11 protein-coding genes, 1 pseudogene and 1 riboswitch are annotated in these 12,687 nt (G+C 69.1%); of the genes and pseudogenes, 7 read left to right on the top strand and 5 right to left on the bottom strand.

Features of this window, described 5'->3' with window-relative positions:
* The 3 genes and pseudogenes from NS331_RS26965 to NS331_RS05245 form a co-directional block, all read right to left on the bottom strand.
* Positions 1-203, bottom strand: a pseudogene (locus NS331_RS26965) (hypothetical protein); the annotation flags it as partial.
* Between the two features lie 60 nt (positions 204-263).
* On the bottom strand, positions 264-914 hold the full coding sequence (locus NS331_RS05240; RefSeq protein WP_058640962.1) for a phosphatase PAP2 family protein: 651 nt from the start codon (positions 912-914) through the stop codon (positions 264-266).
* 10 nt (positions 915-924) lie between these two features.
* Positions 925-2,865 (bottom strand): MFS transporter, encoded by a 1,941-nt coding sequence (locus tag NS331_RS05245; protein ID WP_058640970.1) that lies wholly within the window; start codon positions 2,863-2,865, stop codon positions 925-927.
* A gap of 1,022 nt (positions 2,866-3,887) precedes the next feature.
* Here NS331_RS05245 and NS331_RS05250 point away from each other — a divergent pair.
* On the top strand, positions 3,888-4,619 hold the full coding sequence (locus tag NS331_RS05250) for a helix-turn-helix domain-containing protein (RefSeq protein WP_058640963.1): 732 nt from the start codon (positions 3,888-3,890) through the stop codon (positions 4,617-4,619).
* 160 nt (positions 4,620-4,779) lie between these two features.
* A riboswitch (glycine riboswitch) is annotated at positions 4,780-4,885 on the top strand.
* A gap of 98 nt (positions 4,886-4,983) precedes the next feature.
* A complete protein-coding gene (locus NS331_RS05255; protein ID WP_058640964.1) occupies positions 4,984-6,294 on the top strand; it encodes a D-amino acid dehydrogenase in 1,311 nt (436 codons plus the stop codon).
* Between the two features lie 73 nt (positions 6,295-6,367).
* Here NS331_RS05255 and NS331_RS05260 read toward each other — a convergent pair whose 3' ends face one another.
* The gene (locus NS331_RS05260; RefSeq protein WP_058640965.1) at positions 6,368-7,162 is read right to left on the bottom strand and encodes a phytanoyl-CoA dioxygenase family protein; all 795 of its coding nucleotides are present in this window, start codon (positions 7,160-7,162) and stop codon (positions 6,368-6,370) included.
* 62 nt (positions 7,163-7,224) lie between these two features.
* On the opposite strand from NS331_RS05260, the gene NS331_RS05265 reads away from it, so the two are divergent.
* Positions 7,225-7,833, top strand: a complete 609-nt coding sequence (locus tag NS331_RS05265) for a flavin reductase family protein (RefSeq protein ID WP_058640966.1) — start codon at positions 7,225-7,227, stop codon at positions 7,831-7,833.
* Between the two features lie 117 nt (positions 7,834-7,950).
* On the opposite strand, the gene NS331_RS05270 is transcribed toward NS331_RS05265, so the two are convergent.
* Positions 7,951-8,802 (bottom strand): AraC family transcriptional regulator, encoded by an 852-nt coding sequence (locus NS331_RS05270; RefSeq protein WP_058640971.1) that lies wholly within the window; start codon positions 8,800-8,802, stop codon positions 7,951-7,953.
* 212 nt (positions 8,803-9,014) lie between these two features.
* On the opposite strand from NS331_RS05270, the gene NS331_RS05275 reads away from it, so the two are divergent.
* The 4 genes from NS331_RS05275 to NS331_RS05290 form a co-directional block, all read left to right on the top strand.
* Positions 9,015-9,884 carry a fumarylacetoacetate hydrolase family protein gene (locus NS331_RS05275; RefSeq protein WP_058640967.1) on the top strand — a complete coding sequence of 290 codons (870 nt, stop codon included), beginning with the start codon at positions 9,015-9,017 and terminating at the stop codon, positions 9,882-9,884.
* 3 nt (positions 9,885-9,887) lie between these two features.
* Positions 9,888-10,670, top strand: coding sequence for an alpha/beta fold hydrolase (locus NS331_RS05280; RefSeq protein ID WP_058640968.1), 783 nt, complete (start codon positions 9,888-9,890; stop codon positions 10,668-10,670).
* Between the two features lie 69 nt (positions 10,671-10,739).
* Positions 10,740-12,080 carry a metal-dependent hydrolase family protein gene (locus tag NS331_RS05285; protein WP_058640969.1) on the top strand — a complete coding sequence of 447 codons (1,341 nt, stop codon included), beginning with the start codon at positions 10,740-10,742 and terminating at the stop codon, positions 12,078-12,080.
* Between the two features lie 153 nt (positions 12,081-12,233).
* The coding region (locus tag NS331_RS05290) for an ABC transporter ATP-binding protein (protein ID WP_153012753.1) at positions 12,234-12,687 on the top strand (454 nt) is incomplete at its 3' end.

Consider the following 12,687-nt stretch of genomic DNA (forward strand, 5'->3'; position numbering starts at 1 on the left):
GTGCGCAGCCGGGCCAGACCGGCTGCGCACAGGAAAACGGCAAGACCGAAAGACATCCACACCTGGATCTGCCAGGCGCGGGTATCCCGCTGCACGCGCAGGGAAGAGGTGACGGACGGGTTGTTTGGCGATTGCATGGCGGCCTCTGTGTGGCGGTTGAAAGGGGCAGCATGCTGGCCCACCAACCGCTCGCCCGGCCTCATGCCGACACACTTGTTCGGTTTGGCGACGTCGCGCGCATCCGTTTCCGGTAGTTTTCGACATCACTCTGCGCGCCGCGCCGGCCGGGTGCCGGCGTGCAGGTCGGCGCGCACGAAGGGCCGCTCGTTGCCGGCCGTCCAGGCCGCGATGCGGCCGATCAGCTCGTGCGTGGGCGCGCGGGTGCCGGGCGGGATCACCAGCGCCGGCAGCGCCAGGGTGAGCAGCACCGGCAGCAGGCGCAGCGTGGGATGCGGCTTGCTGCGCTGGCGCCACAGGAAGAAGCCGCTGGCCGCCAGCCCGAGCAGGAAGCCCGACACCACCTCGGACACCGAATGGGCATCCAGCGCCAGCCGCGAATAGCCGATGGCCGCGCCCAGCGCCCAGCCGGCGCAGGCCGCCGCCACGCGCCAGCGGTGCGCGAAGCTGGAGACGGCCAGCCACAGCGCGACCGGCCACAGCGTGGTGGACATGGTGGTGTGGCCGCTGAAGCCGGTGAAGTCCAGCGCGGCGATGCCGACGCCCCAGCCCATGAAGGCGAACTTGCCGGCCACCACCACGGCGCCGGCCGCGCCCAGGCAGAGCAGCCACAGCCACATCACCGGCCGGGTGCGCCGCGCCCAGCCCAGCCAGGCGGTGATGGCCACGGCCATCGGGATCATCAGGCTGCTGTCGCCCAGCCAGGTCAGCGCATGCCAGTTCAGGAAAGCGTTCATCAAGAAGGGATCAGGGCTGCGCCAGCAGGTCGGACACCCGCGCGCGCAGCAGTTCGGGCTGCACCGCCGCCGCCGGCAGGGGCTCGCCCACGTTCAGGCCGACGCGGCTCCAGAAGCCGCGGCGGAAGGGCCGCACCATCGCCACCGGCTCGCCGCCGCGCAGTTCGATGCGGCTGAAGTACGAGCCCCACAGGTTGGTCAGCGCCATGGGCACCACGGGCACGGCCAGGCCGTCCTCCTGCGCGCGGGCCAGGATCTTCATCACGCCGCCCTTGAAGGGCTGCAGCGTGCCGTCGCGGGTGATGCCGCCTTCTGGGAAGATGCCGAGCAGGTCGCCCTCGCGCAGCACCTGGGCCGCCTCGTCGAAGGCGCGTTCGTAGGCGGCCGGGTCTTCCTTCTGCGGCGCGATGGGGATGGCCTTGGCGAGCCGGAACAGCCAGCCCAGCACCGGCACGCGGAAGATGCGGTGGTCCATCAGGAAGCGGATCGGCCGCGGACTGGCCGCCATCAGCAGCACGGCATCGACGAAGCTCACGTGGTTGCACACCAGCACCGCCGGGCCCTCGGCCGGGATGCGCGCCTCGCCCCGCAGCCGGAAGCGGTAGACGGCGCGCGAGGCCACCCAGGCTACGAAGCGCAGCAGGTACTCGGGCACCAGCAGGAAGATGTAGCCCGCCACCAGCGCATTGGCGATGCCGGTGAACAGGAAGACCTGCGGAATGCTGAAACCGGCCCCGATCAGCGCCCCGGCGATCACCGCGCTGGCGATCATGAACAGCGCATTGAGGATGTTGTTGGCCGCGATGATCCGCGCCCGGTGCGTGGGCGGGCTGCGCAGCTGGATCAGCGCATACATCGGCACGCTGTAGAGCCCCGCGAACAGCGACAGCAGCGCCAGGTCGGCCATGACCCGCCAGTGCGCCGGCTGCGCCAGGAAGGCGCCCAGCCCCATCTCGGCCGAGGGCGGCAGCCCGCGCGAGGCGAAGTACAGGTCGATGGCGAACACGCTCATGCCGATGGCGCCCAGCGGCACCAGGCCGATTTCCACATGGCGGCGCGACAGCGTCTCGCACAGCAGCGATCCGGCGCCGATGCCCACCGAGAACACCACCAGCAGCAGCGAGGCCACGTGCGCGTCGCCGTGCAGCACCTCCTTGGCGAAGCTCGGGAACTGCGACAGGAAGGTGGCGCCGAAGAACCACATCCACGAAATGCCCAGCAGCGAGCGGAACACCACCGTGTTGCCGTGCGCCAGCTTGAGGTTGCGCCAGGTCTCCGACACCGGGTTCCAGTTGACCGTGAGGCCGGGGTCGGTGGCCGGCGCGGCGGGCACGGCCTGCGCCGTCAGCCGGCCGACGACGGCCACCGCCACGCAGGCCGCCGCCACGGTGCCGTGGCCGATGCCCGGCAGCGCCACCAGCAGGCCGCCCGCCACCTGGCCGAGCAGGATGGCGACGAAGGTGCCCATCTCCACCATGCCGTTGCCGCCCGTGAGCTCGTGCGGCCGCAGCGCCTGCGGCAGATAGGCGAACTTCACCGGACCGAAGAGCGTGGAATGCAGGCCCATCAGGAAGACGCAGCCCAGCAGCACCGGCACGTTGGCCGCCACGAAGCCCCAGCCGGCCAGCGCCATGATGGCGATCTCCAGCGTCTTGACCAGCCGCATGATGCGGGCCTTGTCGTACTTGTCGGTGAGCTGCCCCGCCGTGGCCGAGAACAGCAGGAAGGGCAGGATGAACAGCGCCCCGATCACGAGGCCCGCCAGCGAGGGCGGCAGCCAGGCCACCTGCAGCTGGTAGGTGACCATCACCGTGAAGGCGAACTTGAACAGGTTGTCGTTGGCGGCGCCGGCGAACTGCGTCCAGAAGAAGGGCGCGAAGCGGCGCTGGCGCAGCAGGGCGAACTGGTTGGCGTGCGCCGAAGCGGCGGCCGTTGGGGCGTCGGTGCGCATGGTCTGGTCCTGAATTCCGGCCCGGGTCCGCGGGGCGCCGGCGCCCGCCGCATTCTGCCGCAGCGGCGCACGCCCCACGGCCGCCAGCACGGGCAGCGCGGCCAGTGCCGCCGCCAGGTGCTTGAGGCTGTGGCCCGACACCGCCTGCCCGGTCGCGGCAAAGACCGCGAAGTCCCCGATCTCCAGCAGCTTGGCGAGCAGGTAGGCCACCAGCACGGCGCCGATGCGCAGGCCCACCGCGCCGGCCGCCCGGGGCCGGCACCAAGCCCATACGATGAAGCCGAGGCCGCCGTACTGGACCACGGCCCAGGGCAGCACGTTGCCGCCCACCTGCGGCCACGCCGCAGATACCGTGCCCAGCACCAGCACGCCCCACAGCACGGGCCGCACCGACGACTGGGCCACCCGCTCGGCCACGACGAGCGCCCAGGCCCCCGCGAAGGCCACGGCCATGCCAAGGCGGTCGCCCACCAGCCGGCCGGCCTCGGGCGCCCAGTGGTACCAGGCGGAGCCGGCCGCCGTCAGCAGCAGGCCGAGGAAGAACACCTGCGCGGCGCGCCGAGTGGCCGCCGGCAGCATTCGCGCCCGCAGCCGCGCCAAGCCCCACAGGCCCGCCAGCGCGAAAGGCAGGTTGCTCAGCACGTCGAAGGCGTTGGGGATGCCCCAGCGCGCACGCATGTCGGCGAAAGGCGCGGCCACGGACGGTGCGTGCGCCTTCAGGTGCCCATGCGCATCCAGCGGCAGGCCGAGCACCGCCAGCAAGGCCGGCCCGGCCAGCCAGGCGGAGAGCCAAAGCAGCAACAGGCCGCCGAGCGCCAGCCCGAAGCCGCGGGGCAGCAAGGCGGCGGCCGCATCGGTGCGGGCGGGATCGGCGGCGGAGGCGGTGGATGAAGGCATGGCGGGCGACAGGACTTGAAGAAGGTGCCGCAGTCTCCCGGTCTGCCCTCGCCGCCGGGCTCACATTCCAATACAGTTGCACCCAAAAACACTTCAGGTATCGCCTGTCGATACCAGACTGCCCCATGAGCACCACCCAGGACCTGGTCGTCGCCATCAAGCGCGAACTCAAGGCGGCCCAGATGACCTATGCCGACCTTGCGCGCTCGCTGGGACTGGCCGAATCCAGCGTCAAGCGCATGCTGGCCCGCGGCGACATGCCGCTGGCCCGCATCGACGCCATCTGCCGCGCCCTGCGCATCGACTTCGCCGACCTGGCGCGGCGCGTGGCCGACAGCCAGCCGCTGCTGCGCGAGCTGACGCAGGAGCAGGAGCAGGCCGTGGTGCGCGACCGCAAGCTGCTGCTGGTGGCGATCAACGTGCTGAGCCAGTGGACGCTGGAGCAGATCGTCGCCACCTACCGGATCACCGAAGCCGAATGCATCGGCTACCTGGCGCAGCTGGACCGCATCGGCATCATCGAATTGCGGCCGCTCAACCGCTATCGGCTACAGGTGGCCAAGACCTTTCGCTGGCGGCCGCACGGGCCGGTGATGCAGTTCTTCCGCGAAGAGGTGGTGCTGGACTATTACGCCGGCGGTTTCGACGGTCCGGCCGAAGGCCTGCTGCTGGTGCACGGCTCCATTTCGCGCGCGCTGGCGCCGGCCTTCCTGGAGCGGCTGCAGCGCGTGGCGCAGGACTTCGCCCAGCAGCATCAGACCGACCAGAAGCTGCCCGCCGGCGAGCTGGAGGGCTACACCCTGCTGCTGGCGATGCGGGAATGGGAATTCGGCCAGTTCACCCAGCTTCGGCGCTGACGCCGTTTCGATTGGGCTTGGCCGATCGCAGACCGGCCCCTAGAATCGCTCCCCGCAGGAGAACGCACCGCCCACCGGCACCGGCCGGGCCGTGCTACCGAAGGCGCAAACTCCCATAAACGCTCAGGTCGGTCCGGCAACGGGCCCGTACTGCACATCCATCACGCCGTCTGGAGAGCCGCCACGCCACGTGGCGCACCGAAGGAGCAAACCCGCCGCGCATGCTGCGGGTGAAACTCTCAGGTACCAAGGACAGGGGGAGCGGCAACCTGAACGCGTCACGCGGCGGTTGCTCCTTTGTGTTCCAAGGACGAACCCCGCCCGCTGCCGCGTTCATGCGCTGCGACCTGAAAGGGGTTCTTCCATGCGCGTGATCGTCCTCGGCGCCGGCCTGCTCGGCACCACCTCCGCCTACTTCCTCTCCCAGCTCGGCCACGACGTGACCGTGGTCGACCGCCAGGCCACGCCCGGCGCCGAGACCAGCTTCGCCAACGGCGGGCAGATCTCCGTCAGCCATGCCGAGCCCTGGGCCAACCCCGGCGCGCCACTCAAGCTGCTGAAGTGGCTGGGCCGCGAGGACGCGCCCCTGCTCTTCCGCCTGCGGCCCGACCTGCGGCAATGGCTGTGGGGCCTGTCTTTCCTGCGCGAATGCACGCCCGCGCGCACCCGCCACAACATCGAGCAGATCGTGCGCCTGGGCACCTACAGCCGCGACGTGCTGCAGCAGTTGCGCCGCGACACCGGCATCGCCTACGACCAGCGCACGCAGGGCATCCTGCACTTCTACACCTCGCAGAAGGAATTCGACGCCGCCCTGGCGCCGGCCGAGCAGATGCGCGAGCTGGGCTGCGAGCGGCAGGTGATCGACGCCGACCAGGCCGTGCGCCTGGAGCCCGCGCTGGCCCACATCCGCCCCCAACTGGCCGGCGCCACCTACACCGCCGAGGACGAGTCGGGCGACGCCAACCGCTTCACCCGCGAACTGGCGAAGCAGGCCGAGGCCGCCGGCGTGCGCTTCCTGATGGGCCACACCATCACCGCGCTGCGCGAGGTGGCCGGCGAGATCGACCACGTGGAAGCCACCGACGCCGAAGGCCGCTATCAGCGCCTGCGCGCCGACGCCTACGTGCTGGCGATGGGCTCGTTCAGCCCGCTGCTGGCGGCGCCGCTGGGCATCCGGCTGCCGATCTACCCGGCCAAGGGCTACTCCGTGACCATGCCGGTCAAGGACGCCAGCCGGGCGCACCAGGTCTCGCTGACGGACGACGAATTCAAGCTGGTGTTCTCGCGCCTGACCGGTCCGCAGGGCGACCGGCTGCGAATCGCCGGCACGGCCGAGCTCAACGGCTACGACCGCGACCTGAGTACCGTGCGCTGCGAGGCCATCGTGCGCCGGGTGGAGCAGCTCTTTCCCGGCGCGGGCGATACCGCCCAGGCCCAGTTCTGGAGCGGCCTGCGCCCGGCCACGCCGAGCAACGTGCCGATCATCGGCGCCAGCCGCGTCGGCCGGCTGTTCCTCAACACCGGCCACGGCACGCTGGGCTGGACGCATGCCTGCGGCTCGGGCCAGTCCATCGCCCGCATCGTGAGCGGGCTGGCGCCGGAGGTGGATTTCGCCTTCACTCGGCAGACCGCCGCAGCGCCCGGGCCGCAGGCCCTCACTCGCACGGCCTGAACGAGGCGCGCGCCGCCCGCCTCACGCTCTTGCGTCACAGGCTGGGCATCCGCGCGCCCTGTGCCGCCCACCGTCAGGCGAGCAGCCATCCGGTGACCGACTCGGGCAGGCCCATCGGCGGGGCGTCCGGCACGCCCACCTGCAGCACCACATTGCGGCGGATGCGCCCGCCGCGGTTAGCGGGGCCGCCATGCAGCACCTTTGGGTGGATCAGCACGATCGCGCCTGGCGCACACGTGGCGGCCACCCCGTCGCCGGGCGCCGGCCGCGCTTCGGACGGGCCGATGCCGCCCTCGCCCTTGGCCTGCCGCGCGGCGTCGTCGCCGATCCGGTGCGAGCCGGGGATGAACCGCGTGGCACCCCCCTCGACTTGCATGCCATCCAGGCACAGCATCAGCCGCACGAAGCTCGACCGGGACGGGCACAGGTAGTGGTTGGGAAAGTCCCGGTGCCAGGCGATGGCCCGGCCCCAGTGCGGCTGCTTGATGGTGCCGTTCATGAAGTGCAGGCAGGCGGCGTCGCTGCCCAGCACCGCGCGGGCCAGGGCGCCCAGGGCGGGCTGGTCCAGCAGCACCCTCCACACCGGGGAATGGGCGGCCAGGTCGCTGGCGATGAAGACGGCGTCGCCCACCTCGGCGGCCGGCACGCCGTCGCGCGCCTTGGCGGGCAGGTCCTTCTCGAACACGAAGCTGCGGGCGCGCACGGCGGCCGGCAGTTGCGGCGCCCGCGCGCACAGGGCGTCCAGTGCCTCGGCCAGATCCGCCACCAGTCCGCCGGGCAGCAGGTCCTGCACGACGGCCCAGCCCTGCTCGGCGAAACGGGTCGCCGCTGCCTCGATCTCACGCGCCACATCCACCGACTGCTGCATCGCACCATTGTGCAGATCGGCCGGGCGCCATGGCCACCGCAGCGGCGCGCTATCGTCGCGCCATGAACGCTCCCCATCGCCGCCCCGTCGACCTGGCCAAGGCCTACCGCCTGCTCAACCACGGCCCTACCGTGCTGGTGAGCGCGGCGGCGGGCGGGCGCCGCAACATCATGGCGGCCGCCTGGGCCATGCCGCTGGATTTCGACCCGCCCAAGGTGGCCGTGGTGCTGGACAAGAGCACCTACACCCGCGAGTTGCTGGAGGCCAGCGGCGCGTTCGCGCTGCAGGTGCCGGTGCGCGCGCAGCTGGACCTGTGCAATGCGCTGGGCAGCGTCTCCGGCCGCGATTCCGAGGCGCTGGGTGGCGTCGACAAGTTCGACGCCTACGGCCTGGCCACCTTCGCCGGCAGCGCGACGGACGCGCCGCTGCTGGACGGCTGCGCCGCCTGGCTGGAATGCCGGCTGCTGCCCGAGCCGCCGATCCAGCAGCGCTACGACCTGTTCCTGGGCGAGGTGGTGGCCGCCCAGGCCGATGCGCGCGTCTTCTCGGACGGCCGCTGGCATTTCGACGGCCACGACGCGCTGCGCACCCTGCACCACGTGGCGGGCGGGCACTTCCTGATCGACGGCGACGCGGCCGACGCGCAGCCGCTGGCACCGGTTCGGCGCTGAGCCTGCGACATTACGTCCGAGCGGCTGGCCTGCAGGATCGGGCTACGTCAGGGATGACCTGCCCATCTAGGAGGTGGAGATGGCCGCGGCGCCGTCGACCGACTCGCCCCGGCAGCGCTACCGTGGAACACCGGTCACGGTCGTCGGGGCATGCCCCCGAAGAGCTCGCCGAAAAATGGACGGCGACACGCCCGTGTGCTCCTTGAAGAACCGGGAAAAATTGCTGGGTGCGGAGAAGCCAAGGTCCATTGCCACATCAGTCAGCGGCGCGCCGTTTCCGACGCGGCGCATGGCTTCCTCTACGCGCACAGCACTCCAGAAAACCTGGGGGGTCGTACTCAGCTGGTCCCGAAACAGCGCGAAGAGATGGGCACGCGAAAGACCCACCTTCCCAGCAATTTCGTCGATGGTCGCCTTGTCGGAGACGTGCGCACGCATATGTTCGATCACCAGACGCAGACGGTAGTCCAGCGATGCGCGAATTCCTGTCGTCTGCTTGGGACCGCCTTCGGGTGCCGCATCGATTGCCGCTTCCAGAAGCTTTTCTACCTGATCGTCGATGTGAGAGGGCGGCGACTTTGCAGAAAGAATGAGATCGAGCACCTGCCAGCAGGTGCGGCGGAGTGCGGCGTCGATATGAATGCGCGGGAACGCAAAGCGAAAAGCCCGGTTCGCTGCGGCGGCCCTCTGCTGGAGCCACTCCTGGCGCACCATGAACGCAAGGAACACGGCAGCGCCGTGACTTCCCTCCTGCATGGCGAAGTCATGCGCCTGAAACGGATTGACGCCGAGCGCCACGTTCTCGCCGTACTCGACCAGCTGGCTGCCGACCCGTGCCGTTCCGCGCGCGCCGCCCAACCAGAACGCGATCTGGGCCTCCGAATGCGCGTGCGCCAGGAGGTTGGCCCGGAGCTCAAGAACGACGGCCGTGCCGAACTCTCCTTCGTGTAACGCGTATGCCTCGGCCATCCTGAGCTCCAACTTCAAGCGGCTCGAATTCTGTTGCGGCGGCCGACCGAGGAATCCGGCGTCTGGGGTAACTCCCTAGGACGTCGTCAGACTGATTGATAAGTCGCACGACGCTTCGATAAGCGCCGAACACCGTCGACTTCTACAGTTTTCACCAGCGTGCCGCCCCCGTGGCAGCGACGCCGCCCCGCAACTCTCTGGAGCAAAAAACAATGCGCCTCGCAGCGTTCCTTGCCGACGGCCATCGGCACGTCGGACTGGTCGACATCGGCGGATGGACCATCACCGCATTGGACCTTCCCGCCGCCCAAGCCGAGTTCGGCGTACTGCCGCTCATCACTGCACTGGCGGAAGGTAAAAGCCTGCCGGGGGCAGGCGGCCGCACGTTCGACGTCAAAGACATCCAACTGGATGCCCCCTTGCCGCGACCGCGCCGCAATCTGTGGTGCGTAGGCCGCAACTACCACGCCCATGCCAAGGAGTTGTCCGCCTCGGTATTCAAGGACAACGACGCAAATCCCGAGTCCTGGCCCATCGTGTTCACGAAAGTGCCGGAATGCGTGGTCGGCCCGCACGACGCCGTCCATGTTCCCACCGGGGTGTCCGAGCAAGTCGACTACGAGGCCGAACTGGCCGTGATCATCGGCAAGGGCGGCAAGAACATCCGCAAGGCCGACGCGGCAGGGCATGTGTTTGGCTACACCATCGTCAACGATGTGACTGCCCGGGATGTGCAGATGCGCCACCAGCAGTGGGACATGGGGAAGTCCTTCGACACGTTCTGCCCGATGGGACCATGGATCGTCACGGCCGACGAACTCGACGGAACCAAGACGCGGGTGCGCTGCTGGGTCAATGGCGAACTGCGCCAGGAGGGTGCGACGGAGAACATGATTTTCGACATTCCCATGCTGATCGAGACCATCTCTCGCGGCATCACGCTGTACCCCGGCGACATCATCGCCACCGGCACGCCCGCGGGCGTGGGCATGGGCCTGAAGCCCCCGCGCTACCTGCGCGCAGGCGACGTGGTGCGTATCGAGGTAGATGGCCTCGGCACCATCGAGAACAGGTTCGTCTGAGCCATGGCAACGCAAATCGTCGAAGGCCTGGCCGTCGAAATCACAGGGGAAGGCGATGCCGTTCTCTGCATCCATGGCCTGGGCGGCTCGTCGAACATGTGGACCCCGGTGGCGGCTGCGCTGCATTCATTCCAGCGGATAGCACCCGACCTGCCCGGCAGCGCACGTTCGGAACTGACCTTCGCCCCCCTTTCCATCGAAGGTCTCGTGGAAGTGCTGGCTGCGCTGGTGCGCAGGCTCGGGCTGGGATCGGTGCATGTGGTGGCGCACTCCCTGGGCACCATCGTTGCCCAGCACCTGGCCGTGGCGAAGCCGGAACTGGTTCGCTCGCTCGCATTGTTCGGACCGCTCGTCGCCCCGCCCGAAGCAGGGCGCCCCGCCATCCGTGCACGTGCCGAACTCGCCCGCAAGGGAGTGGTCGCCATGCAGGAGATCGCCGACGCCATCGTGCACGGTGCCACGAGCAAGGAAACGAAGACAGAGCGTCCTGCCGTTCTGGCCGCCGTCCGCGAACTCATCATGCGGCAGCCAAGCGAAGGTTACGCACAGAGTTGCGAAGCGCTTGCCGCTGCGCAACCGGCCGCGCTGGAGCGCATCGCCGCACCCGTGCTGCTGGTGACCGGCGACCAGGACGGCGTGGCGCCGGTGGCGAGCGTGGAGGCCATGGCCACGCGCCTCGCCGACGCATCCGTGGTCGTCCTGGCCGGCTGCGGTCACTGGACGACCCTGGAGCAGCCGCAGCGTTGCGCCCAGGAACTCGAAGCGTTCTTGGCGCGCTTGCGCTGAACGCTGGCCCGTTCGCAGAAGCCCCGGCACGCCGGGACGCCCCAATCGACCACAGCTCAAGGAGACAACATGACGCGCTATGCATTCACGAACGTTCGGATCTTCGACGGCACGGGCGAAGACCCGTATCTGGGCGACTTGCTCGTCGAAGACAGGAAGATCATCCAGGTGGCCCGCGCGCCCGCGGGCGTGGACACCCAGGGCGCACGGGTGTTCGAAGGTCGCAGGCGCTTCCTCATGCCCGGCATGACGGAGGCCCACACACACTTCTCGTGGAACGACCAGCCTTCGCTGGCGGCCATCCAGTTCATGCCACCGGAGGAGCACATGCTCTGGTGCGTGCGCGTGGCCAAGCGTTATCTGGAGATGGGATGGACGTCGGCGATCGGAGCGGCGGCGGCGAAGCCAAGGCTCGACGTGGTGTTGCGCAACGCGATCGCTGCCGGTGAATTCCCGGGCCCTCGCTACCTCGCTGGTTCGCAGGAAATCACGACGATCGGTGCGCTGGGCGACAACACGCTGCCGCACATGCCCTTCCAAGAATTGAGCTTCGGCAGCGTCTGCAGCGGTCCGGAAGAGATCCGACGCTCGGCCCGGACCTTCATCAAATACGGCGTCGACCATCTCAAGATCAACCTCTCGGGCGAATACATCGCCGGCTTGCCGGCCGAGATGTCGCCGTTCTCCGAAGAGGAAGTGGCCATGCTCGCCAAGGAGGCCAAGCGCTACGGCAAGCGCGTGGCCGCCCACGCCCGCTCCAGCGAGTCCGTCAAGCTGTGCGTGCGCCACGGTATCGAAATGGTCTACCACGCCAGTTTTGCGGACGACGAGGCGCTGGACATGCTCGAGTCTGCCAAGGACAAGCATTTCGTGGCACCGGGTATCGGCTGGCTGATACGCACCACCTACAACGCTGCCGAGTACGGGATTACCGAAGCGGTGGCGGCGCAGATGGGCTACAAGCGCGAGTTGGAAGTCGCCTCGGAGAGCCTGCGCAAGATGCATCGGCGCGGCATCCGGATCCTTCCGGGCGGTGACTACGGCTTCGCGTGGATGCCCCACGGCACGAATGCGAACGACCTGCAGTACTTCGTGGACTACATTGGCATGACGCCCAAGGAGGCACTCCTGTCGGCAACCGCACTGGGCGGCGAAATCATGATGCAGCCAGATTCCCTGGGCAAGCTCAGAGCGGGCTACACCGCCGACATCCTCCTGATCGACGGCGACCCCTTGCAGGACCTCTCCATCCTCAAGGATCCCGCCAAGATCCAGTTGGTCATGAAAGAGGGGACGATCTACAAGGACTGCGCCTCGCCCTCCCCCGCGGACGCGGCGCTGCACTTGGACGGTGCCGACTTCCCCCTGCGCGAGGAAGGCGTCAAGGAAGCTTTGGCGGAAATGCATTGACCGCGATGCCAGTGGCGGCGACGTCCTCGCCCCATCGACGGCCATGGCGCGCGCGGCGCGCACTGTGACGGTGCCTTTTGTACGCAATTCCAGCGCGCGATTGCGTGCAAACAATGAGCGCACGCTGGCACACGCCTTGCGTAGGCCAGCGGCATGGACGCCATCGCCACGCCATCGCCCGCCGCCATCGAGCTCGTCGCGCTGACCAAGCGCTATGCGCAGGGCGCGCCGGCCGTCGATGCCATCGACCTGCGCATCGCCAATGGCAGCTACTGCTGCCTGCTCGGCCCGTCTGGCTGCGGCAAGAGCACCACGCTGCGCATGATCGCCGGCCACGAATCGGTGACCGGCGGCGACATCCTGCTGGAGAACCGCAACATCACCGACCTGCCCGCCGCCGCGCGCGGCACGGCCATGATGTTCCAGAGCTTCGCCCTCTTCCCGCACCTGTCGGCGCTGGACAACGTGGCTTTCAGCCTGAAGATGAAAGGCGTGGCCAAAGCGGAGCGGCAGGCGCGCGCGCAGGACCTGCTGGAGCGCGTCTCGCTCGGCCATCTGGCGCAGCGCAAGCCGGGTGAGCTGTCCGGCGGCCAGCAGCAGCGCGTGG

Source organism: Pseudacidovorax intermedius (assembly GCF_001476815.1).
GTDB lineage: Bacteria > Pseudomonadota > Gammaproteobacteria > Burkholderiales > Burkholderiaceae_C > Xenophilus > Xenophilus intermedius_A.

Coding starts and splice junctions, on each gene's coding strand:
- NS331_RS05270 (WP_058640971.1), bottom strand. CDS start 8,802: ATGGCCGAGGCATACGCGTTACACGAAGGAGAGTTCGGCACGGCCGTC.
- NS331_RS05265 (WP_058640966.1), top strand. CDS start 7,225: ATGAACGCTCCCCATCGCCGCCCCGTCGACCTGGCCAAGGCCTACCGC.
- NS331_RS05280 (WP_058640968.1), top strand. CDS start 9,888: ATGGCAACGCAAATCGTCGAAGGCCTGGCCGTCGAAATCACAGGGGAA.
- NS331_RS05255 (WP_058640964.1), top strand. CDS start 4,984: ATGCGCGTGATCGTCCTCGGCGCCGGCCTGCTCGGCACCACCTCCGCC.
- NS331_RS05260 (WP_058640965.1), bottom strand. CDS start 7,162: ATGCAGCAGTCGGTGGATGTGGCGCGTGAGATCGAGGCAGCGGCGACC.
- NS331_RS05285 (WP_058640969.1), top strand. CDS start 10,740: ATGACGCGCTATGCATTCACGAACGTTCGGATCTTCGACGGCACGGGC.
- NS331_RS05240 (WP_058640962.1), bottom strand. CDS start 914: ATGAACGCTTTCCTGAACTGGCATGCGCTGACCTGGCTGGGCGACAGC.
- NS331_RS05245 (WP_058640970.1), bottom strand. CDS start 2,865: ATGCGCACCGACGCCCCAACGGCCGCCGCTTCGGCGCACGCCAACCAG.
- NS331_RS05275 (WP_058640967.1), top strand. CDS start 9,015: ATGCGCCTCGCAGCGTTCCTTGCCGACGGCCATCGGCACGTCGGACTG.
- NS331_RS05250 (WP_058640963.1), top strand. CDS start 3,888: ATGAGCACCACCCAGGACCTGGTCGTCGCCATCAAGCGCGAACTCAAG.